The 15,977-nt window shown below is 67.9% G+C and carries 19 protein-coding genes; 8 read left to right on the top strand and 11 right to left on the bottom strand.

What is annotated here, in order from left to right; translation table 11 throughout:
- The first annotated feature begins 355 nt into the window (after positions 1 to 355).
- Positions 356 to 739 carry a hypothetical protein gene (locus QH195_RS32870; protein WP_280438256.1) on the top strand — a complete coding sequence of 128 codons (384 nt, stop codon included), beginning with the start codon at positions 356 to 358 and terminating at the stop codon, positions 737 to 739.
- A gap of 407 nt (positions 740 to 1,146) precedes the next feature.
- Here QH195_RS32870 and QH195_RS32865 read toward each other — a convergent pair whose 3' ends face one another.
- Positions 1,147 to 1,725 carry a TetR/AcrR family transcriptional regulator gene (locus tag QH195_RS32865; protein ID WP_280419931.1) on the bottom strand — a complete coding sequence of 193 codons (579 nt, stop codon included), beginning with the start codon at positions 1,723 to 1,725 and terminating at the stop codon, positions 1,147 to 1,149.
- A 118-nt stretch (positions 1,726 to 1,843) separates the two neighbouring features.
- On the opposite strand from QH195_RS32865, the gene QH195_RS32860 reads away from it, so the two are divergent.
- On the top strand, positions 1,844 to 2,518 hold the full coding sequence (locus QH195_RS32860; RefSeq protein ID WP_280438255.1) for a class I SAM-dependent methyltransferase: 675 nt from the start codon (positions 1,844 to 1,846) through the stop codon (positions 2,516 to 2,518).
- Between the two features lie 111 nt (positions 2,519 to 2,629).
- Here the strand turns inward: QH195_RS32860 and QH195_RS32855 are convergent, their stop codons facing one another.
- From QH195_RS32855 to QH195_RS32830, 6 genes are all read right to left on the bottom strand, one after another.
- Positions 2,630 to 3,256, bottom strand: coding sequence for a dihydrofolate reductase family protein (locus QH195_RS32855; RefSeq protein WP_280419929.1), 627 nt, complete (start codon positions 3,254 to 3,256; stop codon positions 2,630 to 2,632).
- Positions 3,253 to 3,732, bottom strand: coding sequence for an SRPBCC domain-containing protein (locus QH195_RS32850; RefSeq protein WP_280438267.1), 480 nt, complete (start codon positions 3,730 to 3,732; stop codon positions 3,253 to 3,255). The genes QH195_RS32855 and QH195_RS32850 overlap by 4 nt, the downstream gene beginning before the upstream one ends.
- Positions 3,719 to 4,063, bottom strand: coding sequence for an ArsR/SmtB family transcription factor (locus QH195_RS32845; RefSeq protein ID WP_348536811.1), 345 nt, complete (start codon positions 4,061 to 4,063; stop codon positions 3,719 to 3,721). The genes QH195_RS32850 and QH195_RS32845 overlap by 14 nt, the downstream gene beginning before the upstream one ends.
- Positions 4,064 to 4,108: 45 nt before the next feature.
- Positions 4,109 to 4,234, bottom strand: a complete 126-nt coding sequence (locus QH195_RS32840; protein WP_280438254.1) for a hypothetical protein — start codon at positions 4,232 to 4,234, stop codon at positions 4,109 to 4,111.
- A gap of 118 nt (positions 4,235 to 4,352) precedes the next feature.
- Positions 4,353 to 4,814, bottom strand: a complete 462-nt coding sequence (locus QH195_RS32835) for a VOC family protein (RefSeq protein WP_280419927.1) — start codon at positions 4,812 to 4,814, stop codon at positions 4,353 to 4,355.
- Positions 4,811 to 5,398 carry a DinB family protein gene (locus tag QH195_RS32830; protein WP_280419926.1) on the bottom strand — a complete coding sequence of 196 codons (588 nt, stop codon included), beginning with the start codon at positions 5,396 to 5,398 and terminating at the stop codon, positions 4,811 to 4,813. Before QH195_RS32830 ends, QH195_RS32835 begins: the two co-directional genes overlap by 4 nt.
- Before the next feature lie 62 nt (positions 5,399 to 5,460).
- Here QH195_RS32830 and QH195_RS32825 point away from each other — a divergent pair, with 62 nt between their 5' ends.
- Positions 5,461 to 6,444 (top strand): helix-turn-helix transcriptional regulator, encoded by a 984-nt coding sequence (locus QH195_RS32825; protein ID WP_280438253.1) that lies wholly within the window; start codon positions 5,461 to 5,463, stop codon positions 6,442 to 6,444.
- A gap of 452 nt (positions 6,445 to 6,896) precedes the next feature.
- Here QH195_RS32825 and QH195_RS32820 read toward each other — a convergent pair whose 3' ends face one another.
- From QH195_RS32820 to QH195_RS32805, 4 genes are all read right to left on the bottom strand, one after another.
- On the bottom strand, positions 6,897 to 8,507 hold the full coding sequence (locus QH195_RS32820; RefSeq protein ID WP_280438252.1) for an acyl-CoA synthetase: 1,611 nt from the start codon (positions 8,505 to 8,507) through the stop codon (positions 6,897 to 6,899).
- Between the two features lie 40 nt (positions 8,508 to 8,547).
- The gene (locus QH195_RS32815; RefSeq protein WP_280438251.1) at positions 8,548 to 9,798 is read right to left on the bottom strand and encodes a hypothetical protein; all 1,251 of its coding nucleotides are present in this window, start codon (positions 9,796 to 9,798) and stop codon (positions 8,548 to 8,550) included.
- Between the two features lie 5 nt (positions 9,799 to 9,803).
- The gene (locus tag QH195_RS32810; protein ID WP_280438250.1) at positions 9,804 to 10,355 is read right to left on the bottom strand and encodes a nuclear transport factor 2 family protein; all 552 of its coding nucleotides are present in this window, start codon (positions 10,353 to 10,355) and stop codon (positions 9,804 to 9,806) included.
- Positions 10,356 to 10,466: 111 nt separating this feature from the next.
- Entirely contained in the window at positions 10,467 to 10,667 is a 201-nt protein-coding gene (locus QH195_RS32805; RefSeq protein WP_280419920.1) for a ferredoxin, read from the bottom strand.
- 320 nt (positions 10,668 to 10,987) lie between these two features.
- On the opposite strand from QH195_RS32805, the gene QH195_RS32800 reads away from it, so the two are divergent.
- The 5 genes from QH195_RS32800 (at position 10,988) to QH195_RS32780 (ending at position 15,486) form a co-directional block, all read left to right on the top strand.
- The gene (locus tag QH195_RS32800; protein WP_432278289.1) at positions 10,988 to 11,416 is read left to right on the top strand and encodes a carboxymuconolactone decarboxylase family protein; all 429 of its coding nucleotides are present in this window, start codon (positions 10,988 to 10,990) and stop codon (positions 11,414 to 11,416) included.
- 126 nt (positions 11,417 to 11,542) lie between these two features.
- Entirely contained in the window at positions 11,543 to 12,412 is an 870-nt protein-coding gene (locus QH195_RS32795; RefSeq protein ID WP_280438249.1) for an LLM class F420-dependent oxidoreductase, read from the top strand.
- Between the two features lie 2 nt (positions 12,413 to 12,414).
- Entirely contained in the window at positions 12,415 to 13,710 is a 1,296-nt protein-coding gene (locus QH195_RS32790) for a glycosyltransferase family 4 protein (protein ID WP_280419918.1), read from the top strand.
- Entirely contained in the window at positions 13,704 to 14,435 is a 732-nt protein-coding gene (locus tag QH195_RS32785) for a class I SAM-dependent methyltransferase (protein ID WP_280419917.1), read from the top strand. The genes QH195_RS32790 and QH195_RS32785 overlap by 7 nt, the downstream gene beginning before the upstream one ends.
- Complete coding sequence (locus QH195_RS32780) at positions 14,422 to 15,486, top strand: prenyltransferase (RefSeq protein ID WP_280438248.1); 1,065 nt, start codon at positions 14,422 to 14,424, stop codon at positions 15,484 to 15,486. The genes QH195_RS32785 and QH195_RS32780 overlap by 14 nt, the downstream gene beginning before the upstream one ends.
- Positions 15,487 to 15,977: the final 491 nt, after the last annotated feature.

Below are 15,977 nucleotides of genomic sequence, written 5' to 3'. Positions count from 1 at the left end.
AAACCCCAACTGTTCGGGTGCTGCTGTCGTGCCGCGTTGGAGCCCGGGTCCGGCCGGGTTTGGTCAGTGGAGGTCGCGCAACGCGTGGCGCGAGGTCATGTCACTGTGATCGACGATTCTATGGTGTGTCGGCGTCGGATTCGGTGGATCTGCCGCGTGACGTAACGTTTCAGACATCGCGTGACCTCGCTTCGGGTGTAGGTGTTCGGACTCTGGGTAACCGCCGTCCGCAAGCCTGGAATCCGGAGGAGGTTTCGTCATGAGGAGATGGATTACTCGTCTGTGCGTCACAGCAGCTGCAGCGGGAGCGGTCGCGGTTGCTGCGGCAGGGCAGTCAGGTGCGGCACCGGCCGGCGTGACGATCAACGGCAGTATGCAGGTCCTGGGCCTGAACATCCTGCACGTCGACGCGCAAGGGCAAGGAGACGGGCCGGCTACCGGCACATACAGCGCGACCGGGCAACTCGGAAGCATGCCGCTGCCGGTGAAGGTTACCGGCCCGGTCACCTGCCTGCGCGTGCAGGGCAATACGGTGTCGCTGGTGTATCCGATCACCACTGCCCAGCCGGTGATGGTCTTCGCGCCGGATTCGATGGCCATTCAGGTTACCGTGGCCAAGGGTCAGAACGGCGCACCGAACATGATCGGATACGGCGCCCCGATGCCGACCAGCTCATTCCGTGACTGCATGCCGGGGCCCACGCCACTGGTGTTCGACGGAACAATCGATATCAGGTGACACGGTAGAGTCACCGCCCTCCGAGGTGTCACGACTGCTCGGCGTCGAGCACTCCTTTACCGGTTCAGATCGCTTTCGCCGAGTAGCGGCTTGTATCTGCCGGTTGCGCACCGGCGTACTCGCGGCTGCGCAACTACTTTTCTATCCCTGGCAGCTCGGGCCCCGGTCTGGAGTGCGCGCTCGACCGGACCCACTTCACACTGGGCGCCGTCGGGAGACGTAAAGCCGACTCTGTCGATGCCGAACTCGCGTCGGTGGTGGGCGCATGCCGCGAAGAAACCCACGCACGCCGCGATTCCGGACGGCAGAGAGTCATGACCGCCCCATGTCGCGGGACCGCGGCCGGTGCCGACCAGAACCCGGACCCTCCGGTCTGGCACGCAGAGCCCGTGGTCGCGCCGGCCAGGTTACTTCAGGACGAGCAAGGCGGCGCGCTCCAGTCGGTCGGCGATATCGGCATAGGACTCGTATCCCATCCCGGCGCGGACCAGCGCCCCCGCGTACAGCAATTCCAGCGATTCCACGGTTTCGGGATCGGCCTCCGGTTCCAGCGCGCGGGTGAGGCGGTGCCGGATCTCCACCCCGATGCGGGTGCGCAGATGCTGGACATCCGGATCCCGGCCCAGCAGGGCGCTGGTCACCGCGCCCGACAGTTCCTGTTCGTCGGCCACCAGCAGCGCGATTCCGCGTAGTTCGGCCAGCACCCGCACCGTGGGATCGGTGTCTTCGCTGACCGGCGTCTCCGACGACCGCAGCCGGCGCCAGAAGATCTCCGCGACCAGATGCTCCTTCGAGGAGAAGTAGGTGTAGGCGGTGGCGGTGCCCACGCCGGCGGCGCCGGCGACCATCCGGACGGTGAGCCCGGCGAAACCTTCCCGCGAGAGCACTTCCATGGCCGCTCTGGTGAGCTTGTCGACAGTGTCCGCCTGCTTTCCGCTCAGCCGGCGCCGGGTGGCCTCGAGAATTCTGGAATCGCCTTCGGACATGTGTCTAGATAGTAGTGTCGGTGCGGTACCGGATCAACCGACTCCCCGGCCACCCGGGGCGAGTAGTGTCGGTCACCGCGTGCCGGACGTGAACTGCGGAAGAGAGACCACACCTGCGATGACTGCCCCAGCCCCCACCGCACCGCTGACCGACGAGCAGCTGTTCGACCACGCCCGCCGCGCCACCGGGTTCATGCCGGAGGACGAGGGCCGGGCCCTGCACGCGGCCGCGGTGCAGTACTGCCGCGGCGGGGTGATCACCGAAATCGGCACGTACTGCGGCAAATCCGCGATACTGCTGGGCGCCGCCGCCCGCGCGAAAGACGGGGTCGTGTTCACCGTCGACCACCACCACGGCTCCGAAGAGCACCAGCCCGGCTGGGAATACCACGACACCTCCCTGGTCGACCCGGTGACCGGCCGCTTCGACACCCTGCCCCGATTCCGGCACACCATCGACACCGCGGGCCTGAGCGATACCGTGATCGCGATCGTCGGCGCCTCCGCGCGCGTCGCGGCCACCTGGCGCACCCCGATCGAATTCCTGTTCATCGACGGTGGTCACACCGAGGAAGCCGCCGACCGCGACTACCGCGGCTGGGCCAAATGGGTCGTGCCCGGCGGCGGCCTCGCCATCCACGATGTGTTCCCCGACCCGGCCGACGGCGGGCAAGCTCCCTACGGTATCTACCGTCGCGCCCTCGACAGCGGCGAATTCCGCGAGGTCTCGGCCACCAGTTCCCTCCGCATCCTCGAACGGGTCGCCCCATCCGCCGAAACGCCGGTGAACTGACCTCACGATCCTTGCAGCTGGTGATGGTCGGGGCCGGAGAGAACCGGGCTCGGAAGACGCCGCGAACATTTCGATGTGCGCGCATCCCAACGGTTTGTGTGGAGCCGGGGTTCAGGCGAACTGGGCGACCCCGTCGAATTCCGCACGGGGTGCCGGCCCGCACACCTCGTATTCGAGCAGGAGCAGGCCGCGGTCGGTGGCCTCGTGGCGGATGAGCCGAAGGCCGGTGGTCGCACCGGTGCCGGCGAGCAGTTGCCGACCCGTTCGTAGCACGGCCGGGGCGACGGCGAGCCGGACGATATCGACGAGTCCGGCGGAAAGTAGATGATCGCCGAGACGCGCGCTGCCGTGGATCTGTAGTTCGCGGCCCGGCCGGTTCTTCAGCTCGGCGACAGTATCGATCGGGTCGCCGGGCAGCAGCGTCGTCGGGTTCCAGCTGCCCGCTGTCAGAGTGTTGGACACCACGTATTTCGGCAGCGCGTTCATCCGCACGGTGAACGGATCTCGGGGATCGGTGATCGCGGGCCAGTCGCGGGCGAACGCCTCGTAGGTGCGGCGACCGAGCAGAAGTCCATCGGCGGCATCGAGCCATCCGGAGGTGCGCCGGACGAACAACTCGTCCAGATACGGCACCAGCCAGCCACCGTGACCGAATCCGTCGCTGGTGTCCTCGGCCGGTGAGCCCGGTCCCTGGCTCACTCCATCCAGGGTGATGAACTCGGTCAGTACCAGTTTCATGCCCTGACCTCGCTTTCGGCCAGCCGGGCGAGTTGATCGGTGACCGTCCCCCACCCGTGAGCGAAGCCCAGCTCTTCGTGCCGGGCCCGGGCGGCCGGGTCGCCGTGGCGGACGAGGACTCGATAGTCGGTGCCGTCGGGGTGATCGCGCAGGGTGATCTCGGCGGTCATCGGAACCGGGGCAGGCGCGGCCGGACGCCAGCCGCTGTCGAGCGCGTTGGTGAATACGAGGCGTTCGTATTCCTCGACCAACAGGAAGCAGGCGTCCAGGTGGGGAACGAACTCCGTGCCGTCGTCGCTCATCCTGGTGACGAATGCGCCCGCGGGCCGGAGTTCGAGTCTTTCGACGCGACACAGGGTCGGCGCGGGAAGCCACCACCGTGCCAGGCTGTCGGCATCGGTCCAGGCGTTCCACACGCCGGTACGGGGCGCCCGGATGACGCGGTGGACGGTGAGATCGAGATCAGGATTCATCAGGCGACTCCTTGTTTGCGGTGAGGAAATTCTCGAGCCGGTCGGTGCGGCCCTCCCAGATGCGGCGCTGTTCGGCAAGCCAGTCGTCGACCAGTGCGAACCGTTCCCGATCGAGTTCGCAGTGCCGTACCCGGCCGGTTTTGGTCGTTCGGATCAGCCCGCTGGCTTCCAGGACGCGAATGTGTTTCAGGAACGACGGCAAGGTGATCGGCGCCGATTCGGCGAGCTCACCGACACTCGCCGGGCCGGACCCGAGACGCTGGACCACTGCGCGTCGCGACGGGTCCGCAAGGGCGGCGAATACGTCATCCAACACGCCGTAATACTTAGCCACAAGGCTAAGTATTAGTGCATACCGCCCCGCCGCGCAACATGCGGATCACCCGGTGGTGGTCCAGCGCACCGCATGCGGGCCTGCTGTCGTCGCGGCAGCGCGAACACCGGGTCGCCTCGGTGAACGCGGATACCACAGCATTCGCTGCACCCCGAGATGGCGAATGCTCATGGCCCCGAACCTCATCCGCCGTGCACATCCGCCTCGTTTGACCCGGCGCCCGACCGCGCCGGGCCCCGAAAGGCGCCGCATATCCCTTCCGGCTACGTGCGGATGAGACCGCGCCGGATCAGTCCAGGCAGAACTCGTTGCCCTCGGGGTCGGCCATCACGATGAATCCGCTTTCCATCGGCGGGTTCGGTTCGAACCGCTTCATCCGGGTCGCGCCCAGTGCGACCAATCGCTCGCATTCCGCCTCGAGCGCCGCCATCCGCTCGTCGCCCTGCAATCCGGGGGCCGCCCGGACATCGAGGTGCACGCGGTTCTTGGCCACCTTGTCTTCCGGCACCTGCTGGAAGAAAACGCGCGGACCGCGGCCGTCCGGATCCTCGATGGCCGACCGGGTATTGCGCTGATCGGGTGGCACACCGATCCCGGCGAGGAACTCGTCCCACGCGGCCAGCGGGTCGGCGCCCTCGGGCAACGGGGCTCCCGGCGGTCCGGGATGGACGTAACCCAGGACATCGCGCCAAAAGGTCGACAGCGCCCGCGGATCGTGGGCGTCGAAGGTGATCTGGATATCGCGGCTCATCGGGGTTCTCCGTTCGTAGCAGGGTGGGTGTGCAGGTAGAGGTCGCGCAGCAGGCAGACTTCGGACAGATGGTGGATCAGTTCCCGGTGAATATGAAGCACCAGGTCGGCCATGGGCGCGTCCGGGTAGGGCTCTTTCGGGCCGACCGGGACGGCCAGCGCGGCGTCACCGAGCCCTCGCACACCGTCCAGCCAGGTCCCCAGCTGGGCTTCGAGCTGGTCGAATGCCGTTTTCGCGTCACCGGCGTACTCCCAGGATTCATAGGATGCGGCGGGCGCACCGAAATGCGCCGCGTTGCGGGCGGCGAGCACGCCGACGATGACGTGCCCGAGCCGCCAGGCGATGGTGGTGAACGGTGCGGGATCCGGCTCCGGAAACCCGTAGTCGATGGTGAACTCCCCGGTGCCGGCCTGAATCGGCGCGGACGAGGTGCCGCGGGGGCGCACGCTCCAGGCTCCCGGCACCGGCGACCAGAAGTACTCCTCATCGGTGAGGTCGTGCAGCCGGTCGCGGAGCTGATGGTTCCAGTGGAACTCGACCTGCTCGCGCAAGGTCCGATTCCAGTCGAGTGTGTCGGTGTCCATGACGCCACCCTGGCACCTATGGCGGACAGGATCGGTCCGCTATCTCTGGAAAGCTGGACTGTGTGGCGGAACGTGACGATCGGAGTACGACCGAGCGGGTGCTCACCCTGCTCGGCCTGTTGCAGCAGCGCCGGGTGTGGACCGGTCCCGAACTCGCCGATCGGCTGCGGGTCACCCCGCGCACGATCCGGCGCGATGTCGAGCGGCTGCGCGCGCTCGGTTACCCCGTGTACGCGGGTCAGGGGGTCGGTGGCGGGTACCGGCTCGGCCCGGGGCAGGATCTGCCGCCGCTGCTGCTCGACGACGAAGAAGCGATCGCCACCGCGGTTTCGCTGCTCGTGGGTGCGGGCGGCGCGAGCACCGGCGATGCCGCACTACGGGCACTGACCAAAATCGACCGGGTCCTACCCACCCGGCTGCGGCAGGAAGTACGCACACTCGCCGGCTCGGTGGAGTCCTTCGGTACCGGCCGCCCGTCCGCCGACGCCGAAGCTCTGATGACGCTGGCCCGGGCCTGTCGCGACGAGGTCGAGGCAGGTTTCGACTATCCGTCCGCGGGCCGGGGCACACGCCGGCGGGTCGAACCGTACCGCCTGGTCGCCTCGGACCGGCGCTGGTACCTGCTTGCCTACGACCTGGACCGCGACGACTGGCGCATCTTCCGCGTCGACAGGATGACCGCGGTGACCGCGCGCACCTGGCGTTTCCGTCCGCGACCCGCCCCCGACGCCGCCACGTACGTACAGGAGGGCGTGGCGAGCCGGGCCTACCCGCACAGCGCGCGGTTTCTCGTCCACGCACCCGCCGAGACCGTCCGCGACCAGGTCCCGGCGGCCGCGGCCGTGATACGACCACGCGGCAGCGATCACTGCGAACTGGTCAGCGGCGCCGGCGATCTCGATCGCGTGCTCGCCCACGTACTACTGCTCGGGCACGAGTTCGAGGTGCTCGACCCGCCGGAACTGGCGGCCCGGTGCCACACCCTGGCCCGACGGCTCGCCCGGGCCGGTGCGACGAAGGCACCGGAACCAGATCCGGAACGCTGACCAGGGCCGGCGGTACCGCGTTCGCTGCCGTGACCGGTTCCGGCGATTCGACAGCCACGCTGTGTGATCGAATTACCGGGCACGGATGTGTCGAGGTGACCTCCCTGGCCACCTGCCTGAGCGCCGAACTGCCGGCATCAGCCTCCTCGGCGCCACCGCCGCGGGCGTGATACTCGCCGGTCTCGTTGCGCACGGCGGACCGGGTGGTCGGCACTTTGTCCCCAATCGGCCCCGCGCAGTGGTGGGCCCGGCCGCTGCGGTAGCCCGAGACCAGGCGTGGCGCGGGACGATCCGGCTTCGGACGTGAACCGGAGCCGCGAGTTCGCGTCCGCTGTGCCACCGGCAGTTCGCTCGCGGTGGCGCCCCTGCCTCGCGGCGCGCCGACCAGATCGGCACCGGCGCCCCGAGGAATGCGGTCTCCATTCCGGGGGAGGGTCCCGTGCCGTCTACGATCAGTCGGCGCGGTAGTCGGGCGCGCGATCCGCCGCGTACTTCCGAGCCCATGTGTAGTCGGGTTTCCCGCTGGGAGAACGGGTTACCGCCTCCGTGACCCAGATCGCGCGCGGGACCTTGTATCCGGCGAGATGATTCCGGACATGGCTCTGCAGGTCGGGCAGGTCGAGCACACCGCCCGCAGCGGCCGACAGACTCACCACCGCGGCCACCTGCTGACCCCAGCGTGGATGGTCGATCCCGATCACCGTCGCGTCGTAAACGGCGGGATGGGCCTTCACCACACCCTCTACCTCTTCGGCGAATACTTTCTCCCCGCCGGTGTTGACGACCATATTGCCGCGACCGATCAGGCTGATGGTGCCGTCGTCCTCCAGGATCGCCCGGTCGTCGGTGACGACGATTCGTTCACCGTCGACCGTTTTGAACAGTTTCGCGGACTTGGCCTCGTCCTTGTAGTAACCCAGCGGTACCGCCCCGGTTTTCGCCAGCCAGCCCTCTTCCCCGGGCTGTACGGGCCGGCCGTCGTCGTCGACGACCGCCGCGCCGCGTCCGATCGAGACCCGCGGTTTTCGGGCGGGGTCGGCGTCGCGTTGCGCGAAACCGATCCCGCCGAAACCGGTTTCGGAGGATCCGATGGAATCGGAGACGAACAGATTCGGGATGAGGTCCAGCAGGTCGTTCTTCGTGGCCTGGGTGAGCAGTGCCGCACCGGAGGCGATCATGAACAGGCCGGTGGTGTCCACGGGGGTGGCGCGATAGGAGTCGATCAGCGGCCGGGCCATGGCGTCGCCGGTGATCACCATGACGCCGGGGCGTTCGGCAGCCACCGTCTGCCAGACGCGCGCCGGGTCGAAGCGAGGTTCGAAGATCACGCAGTTCCCGGACCACAATGCGATGAAGGTGGGCATCATCGCCGCCAGATGCATCAGCGGCGGCAGGATCAGCCAGGTGGAGGGTTCGCCGGCCGCGCCGGTGCGGGATTGCTGGTATTCGTCGGTGACGGGTTCATTGCTGTAGAAGTCGATTCCCCCGCCGAGGACCCGCCACATATCCTCCTGCCGCCACAACACACCCTTGGGCATACCGGTGGTGCCGCCGGTGTACATGATGAACCGGTCGTCGGCGGTGCGGCCGACCTCGGGGCGGGTCGCGGGCGCGGCCTCGGTGACCTCGGCCAGGCAGTCCACTCCGTTGTCCGCCGCCGTCCGGTCGTCCGCGGCGCACAGCAGGTATCTCAACCGCGGCGATCGTTGCGCGGCCGCGCGCACCGCCTCCCCGTAGCAGGCGTGGTACACGAGGTGTTCGAGGTCGGCGTTGTCGTAGAGGTAGGCGAGTTCCTCCGGCCCGTACCGGAAGTTGATGTTCACCGGGGCCGCCGCCAGTTTGAAACAGGCGATCAGCGTTTGCATCGTATCGATGCTGTTGTGCATCTGGAACCCGACGTGGGTTCCGCGTCCGACGCCCACCGAGGCGAGATGGTGGGCCAGCCGGTTGGCCCGCTCGTCCAGCTCGCGGTAGGTGATGCGCCGGCCCTGTTCGATCAGTGCGATCCGATCGGGCATGGCATCGACGGAATGTTCGAACAGGTCGGCGAAATTATTGGCCATATCAATCCTGCGGTGCTGGCGGAACCTCCCGGCGGGAGGGTCAGAGAACGGTGAGGGGCAGGGGTATTCCGCGATCGGTGAAGTGGAAGTCGACGCCGGTGCTGAACCGGGTGATCGCCACCTCGGAGGCCTCGGCGAACGGTTCGGCGGCCGCGGTGATCTCGGCGGTCCAGCCGCCGGGCCCGTTGTCGGTGACCCGGCTGTGGAAGTGCGGGTTCACACCTCGCACCAGGGAATCCAGTGGCCCGAGATGATCGGGGTCGATCATCGACGGCCAGGCGCGGTCGGTGAGTGCACCGCTGGCTCCCGGGAACCGCACCCGCACGGAATCGATGCCGGACTCGACTTCGACATCGGTGTAGTGCAGGGGGTTGAGCGCCGGATGGATGCGCAGCACCTGCGCGAGCGCGTCCATATCGTCACCGAGGTCCAAGCAGGCCCGGATCCGTTCGGAGGCGACCCCGGCGATCCCGGTGAACTGTTTACGGCCGATTTCCAGCGCCGAATCGTCGTCGGTGCGTTCGTGGACGGCGATCATGAAACCGAGTACCAGCAGATGCTGTTGCAGGCACACCTCCTCGGCGATCCGCACGAGTGCGGAATGGGAGAAATCCGGGAACCGCAGATCGCTGAGCAACGGGCCGCTGTAATCGCCGCGGCCCGTGTCGGCGGGGTCGATCGCGGCGAGCGGTAGCCGGGCGGCCACCGATTCCGCGACCAGCGGCGCATTGCGCGGAACCTCCGGCGGCGTATGGGATTCGTCGATGATCACCGTCCACGCGCAGACCGGATGCCGGTCGGCGGGTCGGCGCGGCGGCCGGTGGATCGGCCGCACCTGGGCGTACTTGTTGGTCGCCAGCGCGGTGGCATCGAAGGTGGGGTCCTCGATGTCGTGGCACATCGCCTTCACATAGGGCTCGCCCATCGGCTCCACATCCGCGAGCGCGCCGCAGTGATCGAGCCAGAACTCGCCGTGGCGGGAATCATCGACCCGGAACCGGAAATCCATGAACTGCGGCGGCGCCCCGATATCGAGCTGCAGGCCCTTGAAAATGGTGACGATATCGTCGCCGGTGTAACCGAGGGCCTGCTGCATCCGGCGGGTATAGACCGGGCTGGACAGCTGCCATTCCTCGATCGCGACTTCGGCCATCCCCTCTCGGCCGAAGGCGGAAATGCAGTGCGCCATCCCGGATCGGTCGATGAGCTGCCCGCACAGCAGCAGCTCGGGTACCAGCGCGGCCAGAGCCTCCCGGCTCAGCGCGTGGAACCTACTGGTGGGCAAGGTCATCGGGGTCACCACAGGGAAGCCGGCGCGGTGCCGATCCGGTACCAGCCGGGTAGCCGGGAGGCGGTGGATTTCGCGATCCGCTGGTTCATCGGCTCCGACATCGCCTTGTCGGCCATCATTTCCAGGAACAACGCCGAGACATTCCCGAAATCGAAGAAGTCGCGCTGCCACGACCACTGGTAGTTGCCGCCGTAGCGGAACCAGCTGCCGCCGATTCCGTTCACTGTGTACAGGCTGCCGTCCGCCCTGGGCGTGGTGGTGTACATCTGCTTCCAGAATCCGATGCAATCACCGCTGCGCTCGTCGATGACGAACTGCTGGTACGGGTACTCCCAGCCCTGCAGGCCCTCCATCTCCTGGCCGAGGGCCAGCTCGCGGATCTCGTCGCGGCCCACCGCCATGAACTCGTCCTTGGGACCGTAGTTCCAGCCGTAGGTGGCGTCTTCGGTGTACATCTCGGCCAGCGGCTTCCAGTCACCCAGTTTCTCGCAGCGCTCGTTCTCGGCGATCCAGCGGCGCACCATCTCGTCGAGTTCGGCGCGATCGAAACCTGTCATCGGTGTTGTTCCCTTTCGAAAAGAACCTGTGGGGCTGTGCATCGGTTCGGTTGCTGTGCTCATCGCAGGAGGCGAGTGTCCGCGCGGGTGACGCCGACGCGCGTTGCTCGCTCAGTCCGTGTCGTCGGCGAGCAAGAGGGCCTGGGTCGGGCAGTAGCGCACGGCGTTCTCGACATCGGCCTTGTGTTCCGGGCCAGGATTCGGGTCGAGGATCTCCACCTGGCCGCGTTTGGGTACGGCGAAGATGTCCGGCGCCTCGGCGGCGCAGACGGCGTGCCCCTGACACAGGTCCATATCGGCCACGATTTTCATGGTGTGTGCTCCCTCGGCGTCGGATATTCCGAGAACGAGTTCTTCCCGGTTCGCGACGGGCGAACCCGTTGGGAAGACACATAGCTGGACATGTGTCTGGACGCTACCACCGGCGGCTCCGTCCGACAACGATTCAGCGATTTTTCCAGAACACGGCGCGGCTTCGAGGTGGTTTGCGAATGCCGGTGCGGGCGGTCGGTTCATCGGCCGGCGACCGGTCCGACGAGAACATGTTCTTGCGTGGTGGAGAGTGTCCGAATTATATTCCGTACACCTGTCCAGACACTTTCGCCGGACCGTTGCGGCGCCGAAGGAGCAGCATGACCGATCCCACGACCCAGCCCGCGGCGCACGACCCTGCCGCCCAGCCCACGGTGCGGGAGCGGGGGCTGGCCAAGATGGCGGAAGTCTACGGATGGGAATTCCAGGACGGCCCCGGCGACCATTTCGCGGTCACCGCCGACCACCTGTTCGCCGATATCTGGTCCCGACCCGGGCTGTCGTTGCGGGACCGGCGGTTGCTGCTGCTCGGCGCGCTCACCGCGCAGGGCCTGTTCGATGTCGCCGGTATCCAGATCGGCGCCGCGCTGAAGAACAGCGAACTCGACGAAACCGCGCTGCGCGAGATCTCGCTGTTCCTGTGCCACTACGTGGGCTGGCCTGCCGGTACCTCGCTGGACCACGTGATCGGCGCCCAGCTCGACCAGCACGCCAAAGCTGCGAGGAAGGCCGCCCGCGACGGCCGGTGAGAGCATGAGCGGCCGCGCCACGCGACCGCGCAGATTCTCGCTCATGTTCGACAGGCACCGCCGACTTCTCCACCGGGACGCTGCCGCGACCCGCTCCACCACCACCACGACAGACAAGGCTCAGGTATGCGCTTCGGCATCGTTCTGTTCACCAGTGATCGCGGGATCGGTCCCGCCGCCGCCGCCCGCGCGGCCGAGGACAACGGCTTCTCCTCGTTCTACGTCCCCGAACACACCCATATCCCGGTGAAGCGCGAGGCCGCGCACCCGCAGACCGGCGACGCCACCCTCCCCGACGACCGCTATATGCGCACCCTCGACCCGTGGGTCTCCCTGGCCATGGCGGCCGCGGTCACCGAACGGATCGAACTCGCCACCGCGGTCGCGCTCCCGGTCGAACACGATCCCATCACCCTCGCCAAAACCATCGCCTCCCTCGACCACCTCTCCGGCGGCCGCGTCACCCTCGGCGCCGGTTTCGGCTGGAACACCGACGAGCTGGCCGACCACGGCATCCCCGGCAACAAACGGCGTACCGCGCTGCGCGAATACCTGGAGGCCATGCGCGCCCTGTGGCGCGAGGACGAAGCGTCCTACAACGGCGACTTCGTGCAGTTCGGGCCGAGCTGGGCCTGGCCCAAACCGGTCGACCGCACCGTTCCCGTGCTCATCGGCGCGGCGGGCACCGAACGCACGTGCGCGTGGATCGCCGCCCACGCCGACGGCTGGATCACCACCCCCGGCGAAACCGATATCTCCGGCCGGCTGGCGACTCTGAAGAAGGCGTGGGCCGACGCCGGCCGCGAGGGCGTCCCGCGGGTAGTGGCACTGGACTTCAAACCCGACGCCGACCGGCTCGCCGCCTGGGCCGCCGACGGCGTCACCGATGTGCTGTACGGGTTGCCGGACAAGCCGGAACCGGAGGTGCGTGCCTACCTCGAACGGCTGGCTGGCAAACTGCGGGACATGAATTCGATCACTCGTGAGGTCAGCTAGCCGTGCGAATTGCCTTGTTGTCCTACCGCAGCAAGCCTCATTGCGGTGGGCAGGGGGTCTATGTGCGCCGGCTCAGCGCCGGACTGGCCGAACTCGGCCACCAGGTGGAGGTGTTCTCCGGCCAGCCCTACCCGGCCGACCTCGACCCGCGCGTGACCCTGACCGAGGTGCCCAGCCTGGACCTCTACCGTGAGGACGACCCCTTCCGCACGCCGCGGCCCAGCGAGATCAGGGACCGGATCGATCTGCTGGAACTGGCCACCATGTGGACCGCCGGATTCCCCGAACCCCGCACCTTCAGCCTGCGCGCGGCGCGGATCCTGCGCGACCGGGTCCACGACTTCGACGTCGTGCACGACAACCAGTGCCTGGGCAGCGGGCTGCTGGATATCGCACAGCGGCTGCCGCTGGTCGCCACGGTGCACCACCCCATCACCAAGGACCGCGAGGTGGACCTGGCGGCCGCGATCTGGCGGCGCAAACCGCTGGTGCGCCGCTGGTACGGGTTCCTCGGTATGCAGCAGCGCATCGCCCGCCGGATTCCCGATCTGCTCACCGTGTCCTCGTCGTCGGCGACCGATATCGCCGACGATTTCGGTGTCGACCCGGCGCAGCTGAAAGTGGTCCCCCTCGGCGTGGACACCGAATTGTTCGCACCGCGCGGCCCGCGGGTTCCCGGCCGGATCGTCGCCGTCGCCAGCGCCGACAAACCCCTCAAGGGCATCTCGCATCTACTGCAGGCCCTCACCCGGCTGCGGGTGACCCACAAGGTGGAACTGCAACTGGTCGCGAAGCTGGAACCGAACGGCCCGACCGAGAAACAGATCGCCGAACTCGGGCTCTCCGATATCGTCACCGTCCGCCCCGGGCTGACCGATACCGAACTCGCCGAACTCCTCGCCTCCGCCGAAATCGCGTGCATCCCCTCCCTCTACGAGGGGTTCTCCCTGCCCGCGGTGGAAGCAATGGCCTCGGGCACCCCGCTCGTGGTCAGCCGTACCGGGGCCCTGCCGGAGGTCGTCGGGGAACCCGGCGTATGCGCCGAACTCACCGAACCCGGCGATTCGGCCGCACTGGTCCGGGTGATCGGCCGCCTGCTCGACTCCCCGCAGATCCGGCAGCGGATGCAGGCCGCCGGTCGCGACCGCGCCGTCTCCGTGTTCAGCTGGGAATCGGTGGCCGCCCAGACCGTGCAGGTCTACCGGAACGCGATCGACCGGCACGCCGGCCGGGTCGTGGGCGACCGGGGAACCGGCGCATCCGTCCAGCTCACCACCACAGGAGGCGCCTCGTGCTGACCGTCGACTTCGACCGCGCCGGGATCGGGCCGGGAACCCGGGTCATCGATGTGGGCTGCGGTGCCGGGCGCCATTCGTTCGAGGCATACCGGCGCGGCGCCGATGTGGTCGCCTTCGATCAGGACGCCCCCGAACTCGCGAACGTCGCCACCATGTTCGAGGCAATGGCGCAGGTGGGGGAGGCCCCGGCCGGTGCCAAGGCCGAAGCGGTCGAGGGTAACGCTCTCGACCTGCCCTACGGTGCGGGCGAATTCGATGTCGTGATCGCCTCCGAAATTCTCGAACACGTGCCCGCCGACGATGCCGCCATCGCCGAACTCGTGCGCGTGCTGCGCCCGGGCGGCCAACTGGTGGTCACCGTGCCGCGCTGGCTGCCCGAGCGGGTGTGCTGGGCGCTGTCGGACGAATACCACGCCAACGAGGGCGGCCATATCCGCATCTACAAGGCCGACGAGTTGCGGGACAAGATCACCGCCCGCGGGCTGCGGCACACCCACCGCACCCATGTGCACGCCCTGCACTCGCCCTACTGGTGGATCAAATGCGCGGTCGGCGTGCACAAACCCGATCATCCGCTGGTACGCGCCTATCATCGAATGCTGGTGTGGGACATGATGAAACAGCCGCTGCTCACCCGTACCGCCGAGAAGGCACTCGATCCGCTGATCGGCAAGAGCGTGGCCCTGTACTTCAGCAAACCGGCGGTGACCCGTGCCGCCGGTTGAGCTACCGTCGGTACCCTCGGTTCTCACCCGCCGCCAGTGTCTGCAGACCGCGCAATCCATCGCCGCCGATCAAGAACCTTCCGGCGCCATCCCCTGGTTCTCCGGCGGCCACACCGACCCGTGGGACCACGTGGAATCCGCGATGGCGCTCACCGTGGCCGGGCTGCGCGACGAAGCCGTCGCCGCCTACACCTGGTCGGCCCGCACCCAGCGGCCCGACGGGTCGTGGCCGATGCAGTTCCGCGACGGCGAAATCGAGAACGCTGCCACCGATATCAACTTCTGCGCCTATATCGCCACGGGCCTCTGGCACTACCTCGCGACCACCGGTGACACCGCCTTCGCGTCCGAGATGTGGCCGGTCGTCCGCGCGGCGATCGACCTCGTCATCGACTGCCAGGGCGAACAGGGGCAGATCTACTGGCTGCGCGACGGCACCGCCGTCCTGCCCGAAGCGCTGGTCACCGGCTCGGCGAGCATATACCACAGTATCGGCGCCGCACTGGAATTGGCGCGCTGCCTGGGTGATCCACACCCGGAGTGGGAGCTGGCCCGCACTCGGCTCGGCACCGCGCTCCGAGAGCATCCGGAGCTGTTCACCGCGAAAGACCGGTACTCGATGGACTGGTACTACCCCGTCCTCGGCGGCGCATTACGCGGTTCCGCCGGGCGGGCGCGGATCGCCGAACGCTGGGATACGTTCGTGGTCGGCAATATCGGTATCCGCTGTGTCTCGGACCGGCCGTGGGTCACCGGTGCCGAAACCTGCGAACTGGTGCTGTCGCTCGACGCGCTCGGCGACCGCGAACGCGCTCACCAGCTCTTCGCGAATATGCAGCATCTCCGCGAAACCGACGGCTCGTACTGGACCGGCCTGGTCTACGCCGACGGCAAGCGCTGGCCGGTGGAACGCACCACCTGGACCGGCGCCGCGGTGATCCTCGCCGCCGACGCTCTCTCCCGGACCACGCCCGGTAACGGAATCTTCCGCGACCTCGCCGCCGACGCCGTCCCCGCCCAGCCGGTACCGCTGCGGGTCAGCAGCGGATAACCTCGCCGTCCGGCGGACACCGGACACGGGCCCGGATAGTCCTTTCCGAACTGTCCGCGGGCAGGACCGAGACCGAGCCGCTGTGATGCTCGACGCCCGGTCACCTGCGGATCCGGTCCGTGCCGCGGTGCTCGTCACCAGGCCGAACGGAGAAGAGGGCGCGGTACAGCAATTCGTCGAGTCCGGGCCGTGGATATGGTCACGGGTTGCCTGGCGGCCGCGCCGGTACACCCGACGATCCGGCGCTTCTCCTCGAATGGCCGATCTCCGATACCTGCCGCTGAGTGGTGGGGCAGATCATCGATTCCGAAGGCGGCTCCCGACGGCCCCGATCCTGTCCCACCATCCGCGGTCAGAGGTCGGCGAGCTGCGGTACGACCGACCCCACGCTGTCGATCCACGCCGCCGGCGAGCCACCGGGCGGCATCACGATCGCGGTGTGCACCCCGAGGTCGGCGTAACCGGCCATCTGCCGGACGAAATCGTCGAGC

Source organism: Nocardia carnea (assembly GCF_029868855.1).
Lineage (GTDB): Bacteria > Actinomycetota > Actinomycetes > Mycobacteriales > Mycobacteriaceae > Nocardia > Nocardia carnea_A.
Note: the sequence above shows the minus strand (reverse complement) of the source record. Positions and strands in the feature narration are given on the sequence as shown.

Coding starts and splice junctions, on each gene's coding strand:
- QH195_RS32865 (WP_280419931.1), bottom strand. CDS start 1,725: ATGTCCGAAGGCGATTCCAGAATTCTCGAGGCCACCCGGCGCCGGCTG.
- QH195_RS32860 (WP_280438255.1), top strand. CDS start 1,844: ATGACTGCCCCAGCCCCCACCGCACCGCTGACCGACGAGCAGCTGTTC.
- QH195_RS32855 (WP_280419929.1), bottom strand. CDS start 3,256: ATGAAACTGGTACTGACCGAGTTCATCACCCTGGATGGAGTGAGCCAG.
- QH195_RS32840 (WP_280438254.1), bottom strand. CDS start 4,234: ATGAGCATTCGCCATCTCGGGGTGCAGCGAATGCTGTGGTATCCGCGT.
- QH195_RS32835 (WP_280419927.1), bottom strand. CDS start 4,814: ATGAGCCGCGATATCCAGATCACCTTCGACGCCCACGATCCGCGGGCG.
- QH195_RS32830 (WP_280419926.1), bottom strand. CDS start 5,398: ATGGACACCGACACACTCGACTGGAATCGGACCTTGCGCGAGCAGGTC.
- QH195_RS32820 (WP_280438252.1), bottom strand. CDS start 8,507: ATGGCCAATAATTTCGCCGACCTGTTCGAACATTCCGTCGATGCCATG.
- QH195_RS32815 (WP_280438251.1), bottom strand. CDS start 9,798: ATGACCTTGCCCACCAGTAGGTTCCACGCGCTGAGCCGGGAGGCTCTG.
- QH195_RS32810 (WP_280438250.1), bottom strand. CDS start 10,355: ATGACAGGTTTCGATCGCGCCGAACTCGACGAGATGGTGCGCCGCTGG.
- QH195_RS32805 (WP_280419920.1), bottom strand. CDS start 10,667: ATGAAAATCGTGGCCGATATGGACCTGTGTCAGGGGCACGCCGTCTGC.
- QH195_RS32800 (WP_432278289.1), top strand. CDS start 10,988: ATGACCGATCCCACGACCCAGCCCGCGGCGCACGACCCTGCCGCCCAG.
- QH195_RS32795 (WP_280438249.1), top strand. CDS start 11,543: ATGCGCTTCGGCATCGTTCTGTTCACCAGTGATCGCGGGATCGGTCCC.